This is a genomic window from Telluria sp. LT1R51-2 (assembly GCF_059685775.1).
The window spans coordinates 1,377,239-1,397,568 of sequence record NZ_JCASIM010000001.1 but is presented as its reverse complement, the minus strand read 5'-3'; the positions used below and the strand labels follow the sequence as shown (position 1 = coordinate 1,397,568).

Here is a 20,330-nt window from a genome sequence, read left to right as displayed (position 1 = left end):
ATGTTATCCATTTTAAGGGCTTTCGCATTGTTTTTGGAAAGACTAAAGTAGACCCATCGCAACTCCAACCACGAAGGGACCACCACCATGAACATCCTGCACATCACCTCGAGCATCCGCGGCGACGCCTCCGAATCGACCCGCGTCACGCAGCAGATCGTCGACAAGCTGGTCGCCGCCAACCCGGGCGCGACTATCGTGCGCCGCGACCTGGGCGCTGCCCCGGTGCCGCTGCTCGACGGCGCGGCCCTGGGCGCGCTGTTCACGCCAGGCGAGCAGCGCACCGCTGCGCAACTGGCGCGTGTGGAGCAGGACGACGTGTTGATCCTGGAAGCGCAGGCGGCCGACGTGATCGTGCTGGGCGCACCGATGTACAACTTCTCGATGCCGGTGCAGCTGAAAAGCTGGTTCGACGCCATTGCCCGCGCTGGTGTGACGTTCCGCTATACCGAGACTGGTCCGGAAGGCCTGCTCAAGAACAAGAAGGTCTACGTGGCCGCAGCGCGTGGTGGTGTGTACGAAGAAACGCAGGATCCGCAAGTGCCGCAAATGCGCGCGCTGCTGGGCTTCCTGGGCCTGGTCGACCAGACCTATATCTACTCGTCGGGCATGGCGATGGGCCCTGATGCTGTGGCTGCGGGCCAGGCCGCGGCCAACGCCGCCATCGAAGCGGCACTGGCGTAATACCGGTAACACCCAAGCCACCGTCAGGTGGCGCAACCACCAGGAGAACAGATTGACCAGCACTGTCACCCATCCGGTCACCACGGCGCCTCTCGTCAAAAGCCGCGGCGTCGAGCGCATCATCAACGGGCAGTTCGTGATGGACGGCGCGGGCGTACGCATCAACCGCATCCTGACGGGTCCCCTGCAGCGCCGCCTGGACCCGTTCCTGATGCTCGACGCTTTCGGCAGCGACAAGCCTGGCGACTACATCGCCGGCTTTCCCGAGCACCCGCACCGGGGTTTCGAAACCATTACCTACATGCTGGCCGGGCGCATGCGCCATCGTGACAGCGCCGGCAACGAAGGCCTGGTCACCGATGGCGGCGTGCAGTGGATGACGGCCGGGCGCGGCGTGATCCACTCCGAAATGCCGGAGCAGAATGCCGGTCTGATGGAAGGCTTCCAGCTGTGGCTCAATCTGCCCGCGAGCGAGAAGATGACGGCGCCGTGGTACCGCGACATCCCGCTTGAAGAAGTGCCGCGCCTGACAACGCCTGACGGCGTGACCGTGCAGGTAATCGCCGGCCACACGCACGGCATCGACGGCGCAGTGCAGCGGGCGCATACCGAGCCGCTGTATCTCGACCTCGAGATCCCGGCCGGCGTGACGTTCGAACAACCGATTCCAGCGGGGCACAATGCGTTCGTGTATGTGTTTCGCGGGGAAGCGGTCATCGACGGCAAAGGCGTGCCGCAAACGCGCATGGCGATCCTCGACAATGCCGCCGGCGCCGACGGCGTTCGGATCAAGGCGATCGCACCCACACGCCTGCTGGTACTGGCCGGGCGCCCTTTGAGCGAGCCGATCGCGCAGTACGGACCGTTCGTGATGAATACCCAGGCCGAGCTGCACCAGGCGGTCGAGGATTTTCGCGCCGGGCGTTTCGCGTAAGCGCTTGGTCAGCGGCCATCCTGCGCACCTGGCAGGCATGCGCTACACTTCCGGGATGACACAAGCGCAACACAGCCTGCCATGGCACTGCTAGACACCCTGGGCGACCTGCTCGCCCGCGCCAGCTACGCGCTGGGGCTGGAAAACGCCGACCGCTTCCCGCGCGGACACGCTTCCCCATACACCCGCTGGAACAAGGCGTACTTCGACATCCCGTCCGACCTGAAGGCCGAGCGGATGGAAACCATCGTCTGCGCGGCCATCACCAACACGCCCTATGTGTTCGGCGAGATCCGCAATCCCACGCCCCGCATGCAGCGCGCGCTCCTGGCCATCATCGAAGCGCGCCTGCGCCGTGCTGACGCGCCGGCCGATCTGGTGGCGCTGCTGATCAAGGCGTACCGTCAGCCGCACACGCCGGACATCGTGCCGGGCCTGCGCGCGACGATCGCGGCCAACGCGCAGTTCGATGCGAATATCCAGGCGCATGCGGTGCTGGCGTATCTGGGCGATGCGCCGGCCGGCTTTGGCGTGATCGACGCACACGGATAACGCGCCACCGGATGCGCCACGGAATGCGCTAGCCTTTTGCCGGCTGCGCCGCCGCACCTGCACTGACACCTGCAGCGGTGCCTGACGCTGCCCTGGCCCCTGTACCTGTACCTGCACCTGCACCTGCACCTGCAGCATCGGCCGGCTTGTCCGTCTGCGGTTTGGGGGGCGACACCGCAGCATTGACGAAGTTCTGCGTCGTCTCGAACGTCTTGAGCAATACCCTGAACAGTGGCTCGACGTTCTCCGGCTTGATCGCCCCGTTCAGGTAGAACTGGCACAGCGCGAACATGCCCGTGCGAAACGCATCGAGCGGTGCATTGCGCGATGCCAGGACCGTAACGGCGGTGCTGAAGTCGTCTTTGAGGGTCACGCTTTTGCCAGGCACCGTGAGGGCGGTATCGATGCTTGCCTTGACGCTCGCTGCAGTGTCCGGCGGCGGCTCGGCGCAAAAACGCGGTTGCGGATGCTCTGGCGCGGCAACGATCACCGTGCGCCGGTCGGCCGACAACGACACCGTTCGAACGACTTGACCGATGTCGTCCTCGACCACGGGACGATTGAAGAACGTGCCCGCCGTCGCGGCGCAACCCGCTAACGCAGAAAAAACGGCAAGCATGAGGAGGACGCGGAACATGGCAGCTCCTGGTGCGACCCCGGGCATCGCTCGGGTAGTCTGCCTGTCAGACTCGCGCGCAGCGCAAGCGTGCCCCGAACATACCCGTCGCTTGCGCTTGCACAAACCTGTTGTCAGGCCAGGGTTTCCCGCTAGAATATCGCCACATTTCCCTTCCCGCCCAGACCTCATGACCTCCGCCCGCCAGTTCCAGTTCAAATCCATCAACTACACCGGCCTGCAGCCAGGCCCGCGCGTCATCATCATGGGCGCGACCCACGGTAACGAGGTGTGCGGTACCAAAGCCATCCGGCGCGTGATGGACGAGATCGACAGCGGCGCGCTGCACATCGCCGCCGGCAGCGTGACGTTCGTGCCGATCGTCAATCCGCTGGCATACCAGCAAGTCACGCGCAATGGCGACCGCAACCTGAACCGTGACCTGTTCCCGAAGGCGAACCCGCAGGATTTCGAAGACCAGATCGCGAACTGGCTGTGCCCCCTGCTCGGCCAGCACGATGTGCTGCTCGATATCCACTCGTTTGCCGCCACGGGCGAGCCGTTCGTGATGGTTGGTCCGCTCGACAATGACGGCACGCTGCAGCCGTTCCGCCACGCCGAAAAAGAACGCGCGTGGGCGCGCCGCCTGGGCGTGCGCCGCTTTGTCGACGGCTGGCTGGCGACCTATGGCGACGGCGTGCAGCGCCGCAGCCGCAGTGCCGACGAACTGGAAACGGTGTTGCGCTATGGCGTGGGCACGACCGAATACATGCGCAGCACGGGAGGCTACGCGCTGACGCTCGAAGCCGGCCAGCACGACGATCCGGCCGCGCCCGATGTGGCGTACCGCGCGATCATGAATACGCTGGCGCACCTGGGCTTGACCGCCGCGCCCGACCCGGTGCCCGTTGATTTTGATGCCATGGAAGCGCTGTCGATGGTGGTCGTGCACGACAAGCTGCACGCGGATGACACGTTCACGCGTCCGTGGAAAAGCTTCGATCCGGTTGAAGAAGGCGAACTGATCGGCACCCGCGCCGACGGCACGCCGGTGACCGCCGAATTTGGCGGCCGCATCCTGTTCCCGGCCGCCAGCGCCGCTGCCAACACCGAGTGGTATTACCTCACCCGCCCGAATCCGGTGTTCGGACGCGAACAGAACTGAGCGTCACTTCACGACGTCACGCCGGCGACAGCAGCTTGAGCATCACGATACCGCTGATGATCAGCGCAATCGCCAGGAGGCGCAGCGCGCCGGTCGGTTCACCCAGCATCAGCATGCCGAAGATCGCCGTGCCAACGGTGCCGATGCCGGTCCAGATGGCATAGGCGGTGCCCAGCGGGAGCTGGCGCAGCGCCAGGCCCAGCATGCCGACGCTGGCCGCCATCGTCGTCACCGTAAACACCGATGGCCACAGCCGGGTGAAGCCCACCGTGTATTTCAGGCCGACGGCCCAGGCCACTTCGAGCAGGCCGGCGATGACAAGATAGATCCAGCTCATGGGGTTCCTTGCACGTTGTCGCGTCAAAAGGCGGCGAGTATACCACCGGCCCCCTGGACCAAAATCGGCCCGTCGCCAGCAGACTTTTTTTGAATATCGTAAGATGACGATATTCGGATCGAAAGATCCCGATATAAAGGAACCACCCGATGGATATTGACGCGATCCACAAGGCCCTGGCCAACCCGGTGCGGCGCCAGATCCTGCACTGGCTGAAGGATCCGCAGCAGCACTTCAGCGAGCAGGAACACCCGCTCGAGATGGGCGTGTGCTGCAAGCTGATCGATCAGCGCACCGGCCTGTCGCAATCGACTGTGTCGGCGCACCTGGCCACGCTGCAGCGCGCGGGGCTGGTGGGCACGCGCCGGGTCGGCCAGTGGGTTTTTTATCATCGTAACGAGGAAGCCATTGCGGCCTTCCTCGCCCAATTGAACGACGCAATCTAGGAAAACAAGATGACTACCATGTTTGATCCGATCAAGGTCGGCGCCCTCGAATGGCCAAACCGCATTGTCATGGCACCGCTGACCCGCTCGCGCGCCGATAGCGGCCGTGTCCCCAATGCCCTGATGGCCGAATACTACGTGCAGCGCGCTTCGGCAGGCCTGATCCTGTCCGAAGCCACCTCGGTCACCCCGATGGGCGTGGGCTACGCCGACACGCCGGGCATCTGGTCCGACGAGCAGGTCGAAGGCTGGAAGCTGGTCACCGACGCCGTGCACGCCGCCGGTGGCCGCATCTTTTTGCAGCTGTGGCACGTCGGCCGCATCTCGGACCCTTCGTTCCTGGACGGCCAGCTGCCGGTGGCCCCATCGGCGATCAAGCCGGACGGCCACGTGAGCTTGCTGCGCCCGAAGCGTGAATACGTCACCCCGCGCGCGCTGGACCTGGAAGAAATCCCGGGCATCGTGTCGGCCTACCGCAAGGGCGCCGAGAATGCCAAGCTGGCCGGCTTCGACGGCGTGGAAATCCATGGCGCCAATGGCTACCTGCTCGACCAGTTCCTGCAAGACTCGACCAACCAGCGCACCGACGCCTACGGCGGCTCGATCGAGAACCGCGCGCGCCTGCTGCTGGAAGTGACCGATGCCTGCATCGACGTCTGGGGCGCTGACCGTGTCGGCATGCACCTGGCGCCGGCACGCGACTCGCACGACATGGGCGACTCGACGCCGGCCGAGACCTTCGGCTACGTCGCGCGTGAACTGGGCCGACGCAAGATCGCGTTCATCTTCACCCGCGAAGGCCAAAGCCCGGATGAACTGGGCCCGATGATCAAGAAGGAATTCGGCGGCGTCTGGATCGCGAACCAGCAGCTGAGCAAGGAAAAGGCCGAGGAACTGATTGCCAGCGGCACGGCCGATGCCGTCTCGTGGGGCCAGCTGTACATCGCCAACCCGGACCTGGTCGAACGCCTGCAGCTGAACGCACCGCTCAACAAGCCGAACCCGGACACGTTCTACCATCCGGGCGCGACCGGCTACACCGATTATCCGGCGCTGCCAGCCACGGTGTAAGCACCCCTTTCTCCGCGCCCTCGCCCGCTATCGCCGGCGAGGGGCGGCGCTACTTCGAACAGGACCTGCGGGTCCTGTTTTTTTTGGCGCAGTCAACGTTAAATAGAGCCGAGCTATGAACTGATCAGCGGTCCCATGGTCCAACGCCTGTCCCCAGTGTCAGGAGTCGATCATGAAAGCGCCCCGTTTCAAGAACTGGTTTGCCAGCTTGCCAGCGCTGAATCAGCCACAACGCCGGCAAGTGCTCGACGCCCTGCATCCCGCAGCTGGCCTCGACCAGGTAGTCGCACTGATCGCGCAAGCCAGAGCGCCGGCGCGCTGCTGCCCCAGTTGTGGCAACGAACGCTGCAATCGGCACGGATTCGCCAACGACCTGCAGCGCTTTCGCTGCTGCGCCTGTGGCCGCACGTTCAACGACCTGAGCGGCACGCCGCTGGCGCGACTCAGGCACAAAGCCAAATGGCTTGCGTATTCGCAGGTACTGCTCGATTCACTGTCCGTACGCAAGGGCGCACAACGGGTCGGCGTGCACCGCAACACGGCATTCCGGTGGCGTCACCGCTTTCTCGAATGGGTCAAATTCGACCGGCCTGCATCGCTCAACGGCATCGTGGAGGCCGATGAGACATTCCTCCTCGAATCGCAAAAAGGATCACGCACGCTCGACCGCTCGCCACGCCGGCGGGGCGGCAGCGCGCCCAAGCCTGGTCTTTCCCGCCATCTCGATTGCATCCTGGTGGCGCGTGACCGGAATGGCCGCACCATCGATGCGGTTACTGGGCGTGGCGCACTGACGGCCACCCAACTCGAACGCGATTTGCTGCCCAGGCTTGATCCGCAGGCGCTCCTGGTCACTGACAGCCATGCCGCGTACCGGGCCTTCGCACGCAAGCACAGTATTGCGCACCAGACCGTCAATCTGCGCGCCGGCGTGCGCGTCAGGCATTCGGGTAGCCGCGCCATCCACGTACAGAATGTGAACGCGTATCACGGGCGGTTCAAGGACTGGCTACGAGGCTTTCGCGGAGTGGCATCGCGCTACCTGACCAATTACCTGGGATGGCGCTGGGCCCTGGATGGTGGGCGGGTCAGTTCCGCAGAACAGTTGTTCTGCATCGCAGTCGGCGTCATCAACAGATAAGGTTGACTGCGCCTTTCTTTTCGTATTGACGCTGGATTGAAGCATATGTATGCCATATGCATGGGTGAAAAAGGATCGTCGTGATGGGTGTCCAGCCACGAACGTTAGTGATATTCTTGCGCGATTGTTAGATTGTTAGATTGTTACTGCGCGCACATCTCGATGCGCCTACCGAGAGAGGATTTTCAGTGAACGTTCCAGCACACCGCGCCATGGCGCTTGCCATCGCTTCCGCCATCGCCTTCAGCGGCGCCGTCAATGCTGCGCCGGCGGCTCAGGGCGCGCGCGCCGAGACGCCGTTCCTGTCGCAGGTCGACGCCTTTGCCCGCTCCGCGCGCGTATCGAACGTGGACTATGTGCTGGACTTCACGCTGACCGGCAAGGAAACCTTTGCCGGCACCACGACCGTCACGTTCGACCTCAAGGACGTCGACGCGCCGGTCACGCTCGACCTGAAGGACGCCACCGTCAAATCGGTCAGTGTCAACGGCAAGCCGGTCGCCACGCGCTACAACAAATGGTTCGTCACGCTCGACGCGCCCAGCCTGGCCAAGGGCCGCAACACGGTCGTCATCGATTACGAGCGCCTGCACAGCACCAATGGCGAAGGCCTGCACCGCATGGTCGATCCGGCCGATGGCCGCGTCTACACGTATTCGCACTTCGAGCCCGTCGCCGCCCAGCAGATGTTTGCCGTGTTCGACCAGCCCGACCTGAAAGCCAGCTACACGGTATCGGTCACCGCCCCGCGCGACTGGCACGTGGTCACGACCACCCGCGAAACGAAGATCGACGAGCGTGGCGCGAACCGCCACTGGACCTTCAAGACCACCAAGCGCCTTAGCCCGTACAACTTCTCGCTGCACGCCGGCCCGTACCAGGTCTGGGAAGACAACAGCGGCAAGTACCCGATGCGCCTGTTCGCGCGCCAGTCGCTGGCCAAGCTGGTGGTCCCGGCAGACTGGTTCCGCCAGACCAAGGCCGGCCTCGGCTTCTTCGAAGAATACTTCGGCGTCCCGTATCCATTCGAAAAGTACGACCAGCTGATCGTCCCGGACTTCCTGTATGGCGCGATGGAAAACGCCGGCGCGATCACGTTCGCCGAAGCGCGCTATGGCGTGGCCAATATGACGGCCGAGCAGAAGCAGTCGCTGACCGAGGTGATCATGCACGAGATGGCGCACCAGTGGTTCGGCAATCTGGTGACCATGAAGTGGTGGAATGGCCTGTGGCTGAACGAAAGCTTCGCGTCCTTCATGGGCGTGCTGGCGACGGTCGAATCGACCGAGTTCAAGGATTCGTGGCAGAAGTTCTACCAGAGCGGCAAGCAGCACGCCTACATTCAGGACCAGACGGCGAGCACGCACCCGATCGAAGTGCCGGTGCCGTCATCGAGCAATGCCTTCGACAATATCGATGCGATCACCTATTCAAAAGGCGGCTCGACACTCAAGCAGCTGCGCCACCTGCTGGGCGAAGACGTGTTCCGAAAGGGCGTGCACAACTACCTGGTCAAGTACTCGTGGAAGAACGCGACGCTCGACGATTTCATCGGCAGCCTGGGTGAAGCGGCAGGCCGCGACCTGTCCGGCTGGACCAAGCAGTGGCTGTACAACGCCGGCGTGAACACCGTCGCCGCGAACTACAGCTGCAGCGGCGGCAAGATCCGCAACTTCACGCTGGCGCAAACCGCGCCATCGAAGGACCTGCCGACGCTGCGCGAACAGCGCGTACAGATCGGCGCCTTCAAGATCGACGGCGGCAAGCTGACGCTCGTGAAGAACGTCCCCGTCACCTACACGGGCGCCACGACCGCGGTGCCGGACATGAACGGCACGGCCTGCCCGGACCTCGTGTACCCGAACTACCAGGACTGGGGCTATGCCAAGGTCAAGCTGGACAAGCGCTCGTTCGCCACCGCGCGCACCAGCCTGGCCAAGGTCGACGATCCGCTGCTGCGCGCGATGTTGTGGCAGAGCCTGTGGGATGGCGTGCGCGACGCCGAGATGCCACTGAATGACTTCATCACCGTGGCGCTGAACAATGCGCCGCTCGAGAAGGATTACACGCTGCTGGGCGATGTGCTGGGCAAGGTCAGCGAGTCGAAGGCTTACCTCGACGCGATGAACCTGGACAACGCCTACACGCGCCAGACCACGCTGGCACTGGAAAAAATGGCATGGGACGGCGTGCAGGCCAACAAGGGCAATGCCGACTTCCAGCGCCGCTGGTTCAACCAGTACGTGAGCGTTGCCAGCAGCCCGGATGCGCTGACGCGCCTGGCCGGCATCCTGGGCGGCCAGGTCGATGCGGCCGGCGTGCCGGTGGGCCAGCCGCAGCGCTGGTCGATCATCGCGCGCCTGAACCGCTACAACTACCCGGGCGCGTTCGACCTGATCGCGCAGGAGTCCGCGCGCGACAAGTCGGACGCCGGCCAGATCGCGGCCGTGGCAGCGACCGTCATCCGCCCCGACGCCGCCGTCAAGGCGGACTGGGTCAAGCAGATCGAAGACCAGAAGACGACGTTGCCGTTCTCGCGCATCCGCACCGCGATGGGCAGCATCTTCCCGGCCGAACAGGGCGCGCTCAATGAGCGCGATGCCGATGCGCGCCTGGCGCGTCTGCCGCAGGTGGACAAGACGGGCGGCCCGGTCTTCATGCGCGCGTACGCGGGCACGATGATCCCGGCAACCTGCACGCCGCAAAGCGTGGAGCGCCTGAGCCGCGCAGCAACCACGATGACGGATCTGTCGGCGTTCACGCGCCGCACGCTGCTGGACACGCTGCAGGACGATCAGCGCTGCGTGGCGATCAAGGCAAAGCTGAGCGCACCAAAAGGCTGATCGCCGCATGCTGGCTGCCGGGGTCCTGATGCCACGCCGCAGGCCCAACTGGCCGCTTGCGCTCACCCTTGGCCTGCACCTGCTGCTGGGCTGGTGGTGGTTGCAGGCGACGGGTGTGCGGGTGCTGCCGGCGATTGTGTCGGCGCCCCGCGAATTCATCGTGGTGGCGGTGCTGGCGCCTGCGCCTTCTCGTTCTTCCGCTGCGCCGGCTGCCGCATCGTCATCACGACCGCGCGCGGCGCAGGCAACCACTGCGCGCGCCGCCCCTGCCGCACCGCCAGTGGCGCCACAACCGATCACGCCAGCGCCAGCTGACACTGCGCCGCCTGCAGCCACGAGCGAACCGGCTGCAGATCCGTTCCCCACCCCTTCAGCATCAGCACAAGAAGGCATTGCCACAGGCGACGACAGCCTGGCCAGCCGCGGCAAACGCACGGCAGGCGCGGTCGATCACGAGCTGCGCAAGGGGAAGCTGGCGCCACTTGAACCCGGCGACAACAAATGGGAGCGCTTCGCGCAGGCCGTCGGCAACGCCCGCGTGGACATATCGCGCACGCTGGTATCCGAAAGTTATACGGCGCCGGACGGTGTCATCGTGTACCGCTTCCGCCTGGGCGGGCGCATCTGGTGCCGCACCGGTGGCGACATCAGGCCAAGCCCGTTCGGCGCCCAGGCTGGCGGCGCGGCGCTGTTCGACAAGGCTGGTGGCGGCGGCTTTGCTGGCACGGTCCGATGCCCGACCCGGGTGGACTTCAAACCCGACTGACCACTGACGGGCCGCACAGTCGCCATCCACCGTTACGCTGCCCTGCCGTAAAATGGCCGAACTTGCGGCCCCCTGCCGCTCACGGAGACAGCATATTGGACTGGGATTATCCGCAACCGTTCATCCTGGCGGTGACGCCGCAGGCCGGTGACATCGATGGCCTGAACCACACCAACAATGCCGTGTATGTGCGCTGGTGCGAGCAGGCCGGCTGGGCGCACTCCGACAGCCTTGGCCTGTCACTCGACGACTACCAGCGCCTGGACCGGGCGATGGCAATCCGGCGCGGCGAATACGATTACCTGCTGCCCACATTCGTTGGCGAAGCGCTGCGCCTGGCCACCTGGCTTGTTGGCGGCGATGGGAAGCTGTCGATGGAACGGCGCTTCCAGCTCGTGCGCGACAGCGATGGCGCCACCGTGCTGCGCGGCCGCTGGGACCTGGTCTGCATCGAACTCTCGAGCGGCCGGCCGCGCCGCATGCCCGCCGAATTCCTGAACACGTACATGCCCGTGATCGTGGGCGGGCCGCCTAAAGAATCTCGTGCACGCGCGTAAACGGCCGGCATAGCCGCACGCCGTTGGGTGTCACGACAAATGGCCGTTCGATCAGGATCGGATGCGCGAGCATCGCGTCCAGCAGCGCAGCGTCACCTGAGCCCGGCTGGTCCAGCCGCAATTCGGTGAAGACCGCTTCCTTGCTGCGCACGGCCTCCCGCACCGTGATGCCCGCATCGGCAATCAAGCGGGTCAGCGTGTCTCGTGTTGGCGGGTTGGCCAGGTAGTCGATGATCTGCGGTTCGTGACCGGCATCGCGGATGGCGGCCAGCGTGTTGCGCGATGTTCCGCAGCGGGTATTGTGGTAAATCGTGATGGCCATGGTCATAGCGAAGGGGTTGTTCCTGTCAGTTTGTGGTGGATGGGATACGTACATGATAACCACAGCGCATACCCGTCATCACTATTTCGCTTGTCCCCCCTCCCCGCACGGGCTAGAATCGCACGCTTGATTTTCTTGCGCGTAGCCAATTGCAACCCTTGCGATGTGTTGACGCCACCCTGGAGACCAGATGACCGACTACCTGCTGCGCCCTGCAGCCCTGCCCACCCTGCGCCAGCGCGCGGCGCTGCGCGTACTGCAGTGTTTCGGCTGGAAGGTGTTCTTCAAACCGCTGCCAGGGCCGCACGGCGTCTGCGTCATCTATCCGCACACGTCGAACTGGGATTTCCCGATCGGCCTGCTGGCCACGTGGGCCATGGGCACGCAGTTCAAGTGGCTGGCCAAGGACACGCTGTTCCGGGGCCCGATTGGGCGCCTGATGCGCCACTGGGGCGGTGTTCCGGTCGATCGCCGCGCACCGATGGGCGCGACGCGCCAGCTGGCCGACACCATGCTCGCCGCGCCATCGTTCTGGATCGGCATCACGCCCGAAGGCACGCGCGCCTACCGTCCCAACTGGAAGAGCGGCTTCTACCACCTGGCCGTCACGGCCAATGTGCCGATGGTGCTGGTACGTTTTGACTATGGCAAGAAAGAACTGAGCCTCGTCGACACGATGACGCCGACCGGCGACGTCGAGCGCGACATGGACGCCATCCGCGCCGTATACGTCAACAGCCAGGCGCTGTACCCGGAGAATGCCGCGCCGATCGTGCTGGCGCCACCGCGCGACGAACAGCCGGCGCAGCGCAAGCGCGCCTGACGGTTCAGCCTTGTGGCGGGAACTGGCCAAGCTGCAGGAAGAGACCAAACCAGTCCTCCATGTGCCAGGTCGTGGTGATCAGACCGCCTTCGAGCGTGTGAAACTCGTGCAACCGGAAGCTGACTTGCTTGCCAGTAGGCGCAATCCCGAACAACTCGCCCAGATGCGTCCCGCTGATCTCCGCGCGTACGGCGACCTTACCGGGCGCCTGAATCGTGTCGTGGATCATAATGCGTACGTCCGGCAATGCCGCTGCCAGCATGCGGATGATCGGCTTGATGCCAGCTGGCCCCGGGCCCTGGCCCGGGGCCAGCGGAATATCTTCCCAGGCGGGGGCAAGCACCGCATCGACAAGATCCGGGTTCTGCTCGCTGAACGCGCGGTACAGCGTTTCCACGACGGTGAGTTCGGTGCGCAGCTGGTGCGATAAAGCGGTGGTTGACGTCGTCATCGGAATGATCTGCTCGAAGTTGAATGAGGCGCCAGTGTGCTGCCCGCAGTTCAATCAGTCCAACAAATAACCGATATACCGTATTATTCAGCTCATGGATTTTCATGGCCTGGATTTGAATTTGCTGGTCGCGTTCAATGCGTTGATGAACGAACGCAATGTCACACGTGCTGCAACGCAGGTAGGCGTCAGCCAGCCGGCAATGAGCGCTGCGTTGTCGCGCCTGCGAACCTTGCTGGGCGATCCCCTGTTCCAACGCAGCAGTGCCGGATTGGTCCCCACCGCACGCGCACGCGATCTGGCTGCACCCGTGGCCGCAGCCCTGCGTCAGATCGAGCTGGCGATGCTGACGCAGCCCGCGTTCGAACCCGGGACGGCGACGGTGACGTTCAAACTGGGTCTGCAGGACTATCCCACGCTGGTCCTGTTACCGGCGCTCGTGGAAGCGCTCGAACAGGCCACACCCGGCGTATCGTTGAATGTGCTTGCATACAACGACAGGGATACTGCCGTCGACCTGCTCGATGCCGGATCGATCGATGTCGCCATTGGCGTCGCACCGACCGTCATGGATGCCCGCATCCTCACGCGCCCTTTGATGCGCGATACCTTTGTCACGATCGTATCGACCGACCATCCGGCAGCCAGTCGCCCGATGGACATGCGCACTTATCTCGACCTGCAGCACGTGCTCGTGTCACCCGAAGGGCAGTTGCATGGCCTTGTCGATCAAACCCTCGCGCAACAGGGCAAGCAACGCAAGCTTGCCCTGACCTTGCCACAACTGTTTGCCGTGCCCGCGGTGATTGCGCGCACCAATATGGCGGCCACCATCCTCAAGCGCGTGGCAATGCATGCGCAGGCCAGCCACCGGCTTGTCATGTTCCCACCACCGCTGGCACTGCCGGACATCACGTTTCACCTGATATGGCACCGCCGTAGCGACAGCAATCCGGCGCAACAATGGTTCAGAGAGTTCATTGCAGCGAAGTCAGCCGCCTTGTAAGTAATGCTGGCGTTCAACGCAGCAGCGCACGCGCACTGCTACGGCTTACCCGTGGGCCGCGTGGCCGCGGCCGGCGTGCCGGCGGCACGCGATCCGGCCAGCTGGTCCCACGCAATGGCAGCGCTCAGGAATATCTGACCGTTGAGTTTAGCCAGCAGATCGCTTTCCTTGAGCCGGTCCATCACCGGCCCCTTCACTTCGGCCAGGTGCATCAGCACACCGCGCCGGTTCAGCGAGCTGTTCAACTCCTCGAGGCCGAACAGCGCCGACGTGTCGATCGCATTCACGGCCGACAGCACCAGCACCAGATGGCGCGTGCCGCCATGCGCGACGAGTTCTTCGTCGATGCGCTCATTGACCGCATCGACATTGCCGAAAAACAGGCCGGCATCCACGCGCAGCATCAGCAACCCCGGCGTCGTTTCGGCCGAGTAGCGATCGACATTGCGGAAGTGTTCGGTGCCATGGATGCGGCCCAGCACCGCGATATGCGGCCGGCTGGCGCGCCAGATCAGCACGACCATCGACAGCGCCACGCCTACCAGCACCCCGGCTTCGACACCCAGGACCAGTACCCCGCCGGCGGTGGCCAGCAGCGCCAGCGCATCGGCGCGGTCGTAGTGCCAGGCGGTGCGCAGCGTCGACAGGTCGAGCATTCCGAGCACGGCCACGATGATCGTCGCGGCCAGTGTCGGCAGCGGCAGCAGCGCAAGCCAGCCCGTGGGCAGCACGAGCGCCAGCGCCAGCAGGCCGGCCGTGATCAAGCTGGCCAGCTGCGTGTTGGCGCCGGCCGCGAAATTGACGGCCGATCGCGACAGGCTGCCGGTGACGGGAAAACCGCCCGTCAGCGCGCTGCCGACATTCGCCGCGCCCAGGCCGACCAGTTCGCGGTTGCTGACGAGTTTCTCGCCGCCGCGCTTGAGCGCCAGCGCCTGCGCGCCCGACATGCTGATCAAGAACACCATGAAGCCGATCAGAAGCGCCGGTTGCAGCAAGGCTTGCCAGTGCTGCGATGACGTCGCCAGGTTCAGGCCCGGCAAGCCGGTCGGCACGGCGCCGGTGGTGGCCACGCCCATCTGCGCAAGACCCAGCTGCTGCACGAGCGCCATCGCGCCCAGCACGACGGCGATCGGCGCCAGCTTGGACCCGACGTCGGCCGCCGCTGCCGGCACGCGCAACCGGCGCAGCAGCGGCGCCAGGTGGCTGCGCGCGGCCAGCAGCAGCACGAGCGAGCCCACGCCCAGCAGGATGCTTGGCCAGTGCGGCCGCATGCCGATCTCGATCGGACCGCCCACTAGCGTGCGCAGCTGCCCCCACGCGATCATGAGCGCCGAGCCGATGGTGAACCCGCTCATCACGGGCCGCGAAAAGAAATTGGCGAGAAAGCCGATGCGCAGCAGGCCGCACAGCAGCAGCACCAGGCCGGATAGCAGCGCTAGTTGCGCGGCGAGCACGCCATACAGCGCGGTGCCGGGCGTGGCCAGGGGCGCCAGCGTAGACGCCGTCATCAGGGAAATGATCGCCATCGGTCCGACCGATTGCGTGCTGCTGGTGCCGAACAGCGCGTACAGCAAGGGCGGGACGATGCTGGCGTAGATGCCGACCGCCGGCGGCAGGCCCGCCACCAGTGCGTAGGCCATGCCCTGCGGGATCATCATCATCGCCACCACGATGCCAGCGCTGATATCGCCCGGCAGCGCGGCGCGCCGGTACGGGCGCAACCACTCAAGCATGGAAAGTCCTGGCCGGGACGGCCGACGGTAAAAAGAGCGCTAGCGTAGCATAATTACCCGTACCGGCCGGGCATCAACCGGCCAGCGCCACGAGCCAGATGCCCGCCGCGCCGATGGCCGCAGCCAGCGGCCGGCGCAGGCGCTCGCCCGGGATCGCGCCCAGCAGCATCAGCCCGGCGCTGGCCAGGATGAAGCCGGTGCCACTGGCCACGCCGGTCAGCTCATTGCCGTGCGCGAGTCCGTGCACAAAAGCGCAGGCGCCGACGGTGAGGACGGCCATCTGCGGCTTCTGCAGGTGCGGCGCATACGCTGCCAATCCACCCAGCAGCAACACGGTCGCCGCGATCGACAGCTCAAGCGCCGGCAACGCGACACCGCCGCTGCTGGCCGCGCCCAGCGCCATCATCACGAGGAACGTCGGTGCGAGCAGGTAGCCATGCTGCTGGCGGCTCCACAGGCCGACCGCGAGCAGCGCCAGCAAATGGTCGATGCCCGTCACCGGGTGCAGCAGGCCGGCCATGAAGCCGCTGTCGGGCGCGTGCCCGGGATGCGCGGCCGCCGGCAGCGCCAGTGTCAGGGCGGTGACGGCCACGCCCGCGCGGGCCAGGTGGTTGCTGGTGGCGTGGCGCAGTGAAATGAACTGTGTCGTCATGATCGTCTCCTTGTCTTATTGGTGGACTGCGTCGAGCAAGCCCTGCTCGCGGATGAACGCGACCACGTCCTGCACGCCCTCGCCCGTGCGCAGATTGGTAAACACGAAGGGCCGCTCGCCACGCTGGCGCCGTGCATCGCTTGCCATCACCGACAGATCGGCGCCGACATGAGGCGCCAGGTCGGTCTTGTTGATGATCAGGAGGTCCGAGCGCGTGATGCCCGGCCCGCCCTTGCGCGGAATTTTCTCGCCGCCGGCAACGTCGATCACGTACAGCGTCAGGTCGGACAGCTCCGGGCTGAAGGTCGCCGCCAGGTTGTCGCCGCCCGATTCGACCAGCACCAGTTCCAGGTCGGGAAAGTCGGCCTGCAAACGCGCGATGGCTTCCAGATTGATCGACGCGTCTTCGCGGATCGCCGTGTGCGGACAGCCCCCCGTCTCGACACCCATCAGCCGCTCGGGCGCGAGCGCGCCGGCGCGCAACAGGATGTCCATGTCTTCGCGCGTGTAAATGTCGTTGGTGATCACCGCCATGTCGTAATCGTCGCGCATGTGGCGGCACAGCAGTTCGCACAGCGCGGTCTTGCCCGAGCCTACCGGCCCGCCAATGCCGACCCGCAGCGGATTGGAGGTTGTCATGCTTGCTCCTTCTTGATGGATGATCACGACCGGTACAAACGGCCATGCTGCACTTCGTGGCGCATCGACAGCATCGACAAGCCGGGCGCCCAGTTCGACAACTCGTCGTCCGGCAAACGCTGCGCCAGTTCAACGGCGCGCTCGATCTCGGGCCGCAGCGACAGCAGCAGGCGCTGTCCGGCCACCTGCCCCAGCGGCACCGACTTGACGCACACCAGCACCTGGTTCTCGACCCACGCGAACACCATCGCCAGCAGCGCTGCTTCATGCGGGATAGCCAGTCCGTCGACGGCGCAGGCAAATGCCAGTGGCAGCGTGACATCCTCGCCCAGCGCGCGTGTATCGGCCACGCCCAGCTCTGCGATCAGGCGCCCCAGCGAATAACCCATCTGGACCGATTCGGCGCGCAGTTCGGCCGTGTCGCGCGACGCAAGGAAGCACCCGCCCCAGTGCGCGATCGTCTCGCCGTCTCGCGCGGCGAACGCTGTCAAAAGACGCCACAACACGGGCGCATCCCAGCGCGCCACGACGTCATCCAGATAGCGCACGATCCACGCGCGGGCGCTGTCGGCGTCCGTGACGAGGCCTTCTTCGAGCGCCGCTTCGAGACCCTGCGAATAGCTGTAGCCGCCAATCGGCAAGGCCGGACTGGCAAACTGCAGCAGGTGCAGCAGGCTGGCGGCGTTCATGCCGGCCCCGGCTCGACCGGTTCAAACGGCGCAGCGTCCGACGGCCGGTGAATTTTCTGGCGCAGCGGCACCGGCGCCAGCAAGCTGCCCGGCCCCTGCTCGTGATGATGGCCATGACCGCCGCCATACGCCCCCGCCTCCGGCTCGAATTTGGCCAGTTCTTCACCCACGTCCGCACCCAGTCCTTCGACCATTTCGCGCAGCACCGGATCGACACGGATGCGCAGCCAGCCGATCCCCACCTCGGTCTGCGTGTGGCGGTTCCCCAGGTGGAATGCGCAGCGTGCCAGCAACGTCGCGTCGCCGCAACGCACGACATACGTCAGCTCCAGCGCGGCCTCGACGCGCACCACGCGCCCGCCTTCGCCCAGCAGCAGGTCGCCATCGCGCAGCACGGTGCCGCGCACGAGGAACAGCGCGACCTCTTCGCCCGAGGCCAGGCGCGCGCGCTGGCGGCAGCGCTCCCGTTGTTCGAACGGCAGCACCAGCGTGTCGTGCACGACTTCGGCAACAAGGATGCGGGTATGCAGTGAAATCATGGATGGCCTCTAGAACAGGAAGTAACGCTGCGCCAGCGGCAGCACGCTGGCCGCTTCGCACACCAGCAGGCGCCCGTCGGCGCGCACTTCATAGGTTTCGGGATCGACTTCCATGTGCGGCGTGGCGCCGTTGAGGATCATGTCGCGCTTGCGCAGGCCGCGCGTGCCGCGCACGGCGATCGTCGTCTTGCTCAAGCCCAGCGTGCCTGCGATGCCGGCCTCGAACGCGCTTTGCGACACAAACGTGAACGACTTGCGCAGACCGCCGCCAAACGCGCCGAACATCGGCCGGTAATGCACCGGCTGCGGTATCGGGATCGATGCATTCGGGTCGCCCATCAGGCTTGCCGCGATCATGCCGCCCTTGACCACCATCGACGGCTTGACGCCAAAGAAGGCCGGCCGCCACAGCACGATGTCGGCGATCTTGCCTGGTTCCAGCGAGCCGACGACGTGCGCGATGCCGTGCGTGATGGCGGGATTGATCGTGTACTTGGCGATGTAGCGCTTGACGCGGGCGTTGTCGTTGCGTGACGAGTCGCCTGCCAACGCGCCGCGCTGGGTCTTCATCTTGTGCGCCGTCTGCCAGGTACGCATGATCGTCTCGCCCACGCGGCCCATCGCCTGCGAGTCCGACGACATCATCGAGATCGCGCCCAGGTCGTGCAGGATGTCCTCGGCTGCAATGGTCTCGCGCCGGATGCGCGACTCGGCAAACGCCACGTCTTCGGCAATCGCCGGGTCGAGGTGGTGGCAGACCATCAGCATGTCCAGGTGCTCGTCGAGCGTGTTGACCGTGAACGGGCGCGTGGGATTGGTCGACGACGGCAGTACATTGTCGTAGCCCACGGCCGCGATGATGTCCGGGGCGTGGCCACCGCCCGCGCCCTCGGTATGGAAGGTGTGGATCGTGCGGCCCTTGAACGCCGCCACGGTCGACTCCAGAAAGCCCGCCTCGTTGAGCGTGTCGGAGTGCAGCGCCACCTGCACGTCCAGCCGTTCGGCCACCGACAGGCAGTTGTCGATCGCCGCGGGCGTGCTGCCCCAGTCCTCGTGCAGCTTCAGGCCCACGGCGCCGGCATGGACCTGCTCTTCGAGCGGGCCGGGCTGGCTGACATTGCCCTTGCCGAAAAAGCCGAGGTTCATCGGGAAGGCATCGGCCGCCTGCAGCATCGAATGAATGTGCCAGGCGCCCGGCGTGCAGGTTGTCGCCGCGGTGCCGACGGCCGGCCCGGTGCCGCCGCCCAGCATCGTCGTGATGCCCGAGTACAGCGCTTCGTCGATCTGCTGCGGGCAGATGAAATGGATGTGCGTGTCGACGCCGCCGGCCGTGACAATCATGCCTTCCCCGGCGATGATCTCGGTCGCCCCGCCGATGGCCATCGTGACATTCGGCTGGATATCCGGGTTGCCCGCCTTGCCGATGGCGGCAATCAGGCCGTCCTTGATGCCGATGTCGGCCTTGACGATGCCCCAGTGGTCAATGATGACGGCGTTGGTGATGACGGTGTCCATCACGCCCTCGCGCAGGCGCTGCGACTGGCCCATGCCGTCGCGGATCACTTTACCGCCGCCAAACTTGACCTCTTCGCCATAGGTCGCGAAGTCGCGCTCAATCTCGATTATGAGCTCGGTGTCGGCCAGGCGGATGCGGTCGCCCGTGGTCGGACCATACATGTCGGCATAGGCCTGGCGGCTGAGCGTGACCATCATGCATCTCCCGGTGACGCAGGCGTGGGCAGTGGTCCCGACACACGGCCCTGGAAACCATGCACGATGCGCTCGCCCGCCAGGTCGACCAGTTCCACCGTGCGGCGCTGGCCCGGCTCAAAGCGCACAGCGGTGCCGGCAGCGATATTCAGCCGCATGCCGAGCGTGCTGTCCCGCTCGAACTGCAGCGCCGGATTGACTTCATAAAAGTGGTAGTGCGAGCCGACCTGCACTGGCCGGTCGCCCGCATTGGCCACGACCACAGTCAGCGTGCGCCGACCGACGTTGAGTTCGATATCGCCGTCGTCGAGAAAGTATTCGCCTGGGATCACGCTGGGCTCCTGCTAGGGAATCGGATGGTGGACGGTCACGAGCTTGGTCCCGTCCGGGAACGTGGCCTCAACCTGGATATCGGGGATCATCTCGGGCACGCCCTCCATCACGTCGCCGCGCGCGAGGATCGTCGTGCCTTCGCTCATCAGCTCGGCCACGCTGCGGCCGTCGCGCGCCCCTTCCATGATGGCGGCCGTGATCAGGGCCACGGCTTCCGGATAATTCAGCTTGAGACCCCGCGCACGCCGGCGTTCGGCCAGCAGCGCGGCAGTAAAGATCAGCAGCTTGTCTTTTTCGCGGGGCGTCAGGTCCATGGCGATT

At 65.3% G+C, this 20,330-nt stretch carries 24 protein-coding genes and 1 pseudogene; 13 read left to right on the top strand and 12 right to left on the bottom strand.

The window, feature by feature from the left end; genetic code table 11:
* Window positions 1-87: 87 nt before the first annotated feature.
* The 3 genes from AC56LH_RS06310 to AC56LH_RS06300 all read left to right on the top strand — a co-directional run bounded on the left by AC56LH_RS06310 (window position 88) and on the right by AC56LH_RS06300 (window position 2,170).
* Window positions 88-684 (top strand): FMN-dependent NADH-azoreductase, encoded by a 597-nt coding sequence (locus AC56LH_RS06310; RefSeq protein ID WP_499644921.1) that lies wholly within the window; start codon window positions 88-90, stop codon window positions 682-684.
* A gap of 139 nt (window positions 685-823) precedes the next feature.
* Entirely contained in the window at window positions 824-1,618 is a 795-nt protein-coding gene (locus AC56LH_RS06305; RefSeq protein ID WP_499648414.1) for a pirin family protein, read from the top strand.
* Between the two features lie 81 nt (window positions 1,619-1,699).
* Complete coding sequence (locus AC56LH_RS06300; protein WP_499644919.1) at window positions 1,700-2,170, top strand: hypothetical protein; 471 nt, start codon at window positions 1,700-1,702, stop codon at window positions 2,168-2,170.
* A 28-nt stretch (window positions 2,171-2,198) separates the two neighbouring features.
* Here AC56LH_RS06300 and AC56LH_RS06295 read toward each other — a convergent pair whose 3' ends face one another.
* The gene (locus AC56LH_RS06295) at window positions 2,199-2,807 is read right to left on the bottom strand and encodes a hypothetical protein (protein ID WP_499644917.1); all 609 of its coding nucleotides are present in this window, start codon (window positions 2,805-2,807) and stop codon (window positions 2,199-2,201) included.
* A gap of 169 nt (window positions 2,808-2,976) precedes the next feature.
* Here AC56LH_RS06295 and AC56LH_RS06290 point away from each other — a divergent pair, with 169 nt between their 5' ends.
* The gene (locus AC56LH_RS06290; protein ID WP_499644916.1) at window positions 2,977-3,951 is read left to right on the top strand and encodes a succinylglutamate desuccinylase/aspartoacylase family protein; all 975 of its coding nucleotides are present in this window, start codon (window positions 2,977-2,979) and stop codon (window positions 3,949-3,951) included.
* 16 nt (window positions 3,952-3,967) lie between these two features.
* Here the strand turns inward: AC56LH_RS06290 and sugE are convergent, their stop codons facing one another.
* Complete coding sequence (gene sugE / locus AC56LH_RS06285) at window positions 3,968-4,288, bottom strand: quaternary ammonium compound efflux SMR transporter SugE (RefSeq protein ID WP_499574491.1); 321 nt, start codon at window positions 4,286-4,288, stop codon at window positions 3,968-3,970.
* Window positions 4,289-4,437: 149 nt separating this feature from the next.
* Between sugE and AC56LH_RS06280 the strand changes: the two genes are divergently transcribed.
* The 6 genes from AC56LH_RS06280 to AC56LH_RS06255 all read left to right on the top strand — a co-directional run bounded on the left by AC56LH_RS06280 (window position 4,438) and on the right by AC56LH_RS06255 (window position 11,112).
* Window positions 4,438-4,734, top strand: a complete 297-nt coding sequence (locus AC56LH_RS06280; RefSeq protein WP_499644914.1) for an ArsR/SmtB family transcription factor — start codon at window positions 4,438-4,440, stop codon at window positions 4,732-4,734.
* A gap of 9 nt (window positions 4,735-4,743) precedes the next feature.
* On the top strand, window positions 4,744-5,805 hold the full coding sequence (locus AC56LH_RS06275; protein WP_499644912.1) for an alkene reductase: 1,062 nt from the start codon (window positions 4,744-4,746) through the stop codon (window positions 5,803-5,805).
* A gap of 172 nt (window positions 5,806-5,977) precedes the next feature.
* Window positions 5,978-6,946: an IS1595 family transposase gene (locus AC56LH_RS06270; RefSeq protein WP_499644911.1), complete on the top strand. Its 969-nt coding sequence runs from the start codon at window positions 5,978-5,980 to the stop codon at window positions 6,944-6,946.
* Between the two features lie 188 nt (window positions 6,947-7,134).
* Entirely contained in the window at window positions 7,135-9,789 is a 2,655-nt protein-coding gene (gene pepN, locus AC56LH_RS06265) for an aminopeptidase N (protein WP_499644910.1), read from the top strand.
* 28 nt (window positions 9,790-9,817) lie between these two features.
* Window positions 9,818-10,555, top strand: a complete 738-nt coding sequence (locus tag AC56LH_RS06260; RefSeq protein ID WP_499644909.1) for a hypothetical protein — start codon at window positions 9,818-9,820, stop codon at window positions 10,553-10,555.
* Between the two features lie 95 nt (window positions 10,556-10,650).
* Window positions 10,651-11,112 (top strand): acyl-CoA thioesterase, encoded by a 462-nt coding sequence (locus AC56LH_RS06255; protein WP_499644908.1) that lies wholly within the window; start codon window positions 10,651-10,653, stop codon window positions 11,110-11,112.
* On the opposite strand, the gene arsC is transcribed toward AC56LH_RS06255, so the two are convergent.
* The gene (gene arsC, locus AC56LH_RS06250; protein ID WP_499644905.1) at window positions 11,087-11,434 is read right to left on the bottom strand and encodes an arsenate reductase (glutaredoxin); all 348 of its coding nucleotides are present in this window, start codon (window positions 11,432-11,434) and stop codon (window positions 11,087-11,089) included. The two genes, AC56LH_RS06255 and arsC, sit on opposite strands and share 26 nt — an antisense overlap.
* A 190-nt stretch (window positions 11,435-11,624) precedes the next feature.
* On the opposite strand from arsC, the gene AC56LH_RS06245 reads away from it, so the two are divergent.
* Complete coding sequence (locus tag AC56LH_RS06245) at window positions 11,625-12,257, top strand: 1-acyl-sn-glycerol-3-phosphate acyltransferase (protein ID WP_499644901.1); 633 nt, start codon at window positions 11,625-11,627, stop codon at window positions 12,255-12,257.
* A gap of 4 nt (window positions 12,258-12,261) precedes the next feature.
* On the opposite strand, the gene AC56LH_RS06240 is transcribed toward AC56LH_RS06245, so the two are convergent.
* On the bottom strand, window positions 12,262-12,708 hold the full coding sequence (locus AC56LH_RS06240; protein ID WP_499644899.1) for an ester cyclase: 447 nt from the start codon (window positions 12,706-12,708) through the stop codon (window positions 12,262-12,264).
* Between the two features lie 94 nt (window positions 12,709-12,802).
* Between AC56LH_RS06240 and AC56LH_RS06235 the strand changes: the two are divergent.
* Together AC56LH_RS06235 and AC56LH_RS06230 are read left to right on the top strand one after the other, a co-directional pair.
* Window positions 12,803-12,943: pseudogene (locus AC56LH_RS06235) on the top strand (LysR family transcriptional regulator); the annotation flags it as partial.
* A gap of 75 nt (window positions 12,944-13,018) precedes the next feature.
* Complete coding sequence (locus tag AC56LH_RS06230; RefSeq protein WP_499648412.1) at window positions 13,019-13,714, top strand: LysR substrate-binding domain-containing protein; 696 nt, start codon at window positions 13,019-13,021, stop codon at window positions 13,712-13,714.
* Window positions 13,715-13,752: 38 nt separating this feature from the next.
* On the opposite strand, the gene AC56LH_RS06225 is transcribed toward AC56LH_RS06230, so the two are convergent.
* The 8 genes from AC56LH_RS06225 to AC56LH_RS06190 form a co-directional block, all read right to left on the bottom strand.
* Window positions 13,753-15,447 (bottom strand): SulP family inorganic anion transporter, encoded by a 1,695-nt coding sequence (locus tag AC56LH_RS06225; RefSeq protein ID WP_499644897.1) that lies wholly within the window; start codon window positions 15,445-15,447, stop codon window positions 13,753-13,755.
* Between the two features lie 73 nt (window positions 15,448-15,520).
* Window positions 15,521-16,099: a HupE/UreJ family protein gene (locus tag AC56LH_RS06220; protein WP_499644895.1), complete on the bottom strand. Its 579-nt coding sequence runs from the start codon at window positions 16,097-16,099 to the stop codon at window positions 15,521-15,523.
* A gap of 15 nt (window positions 16,100-16,114) precedes the next feature.
* The gene (gene ureG / locus AC56LH_RS06215) at window positions 16,115-16,738 is read right to left on the bottom strand and encodes an urease accessory protein UreG (protein WP_499644893.1); all 624 of its coding nucleotides are present in this window, start codon (window positions 16,736-16,738) and stop codon (window positions 16,115-16,117) included.
* 23 nt (window positions 16,739-16,761) lie between these two features.
* A complete protein-coding gene (locus AC56LH_RS06210) occupies window positions 16,762-17,427 on the bottom strand; it encodes an urease accessory protein UreF (protein WP_499644892.1) in 666 nt (221 codons plus the stop codon).
* Window positions 17,424-17,966, bottom strand: a complete 543-nt coding sequence (ureE, locus tag AC56LH_RS06205; RefSeq protein WP_499644890.1) for an urease accessory protein UreE — start codon at window positions 17,964-17,966, stop codon at window positions 17,424-17,426. The genes AC56LH_RS06210 and ureE overlap by 4 nt, the downstream gene beginning before the upstream one ends.
* Before the next feature lie 9 nt (window positions 17,967-17,975).
* Window positions 17,976-19,676 (bottom strand): urease subunit alpha, encoded by a 1,701-nt coding sequence (gene ureC / locus AC56LH_RS06200; protein ID WP_499648410.1) that lies wholly within the window; start codon window positions 19,674-19,676, stop codon window positions 17,976-17,978.
* Complete coding sequence (locus AC56LH_RS06195) at window positions 19,676-20,008, bottom strand: urease subunit beta (RefSeq protein WP_499644888.1); 333 nt, start codon at window positions 20,006-20,008, stop codon at window positions 19,676-19,678. Before AC56LH_RS06195 ends, ureC begins: the two co-directional genes overlap by 1 nt.
* A 12-nt stretch (window positions 20,009-20,020) precedes the next feature.
* On the bottom strand, window positions 20,021-20,323 hold the full coding sequence (locus AC56LH_RS06190; protein ID WP_183551533.1) for an urease subunit gamma: 303 nt from the start codon (window positions 20,321-20,323) through the stop codon (window positions 20,021-20,023).
* Window positions 20,324-20,330 lie beyond the last annotated feature (7 nt).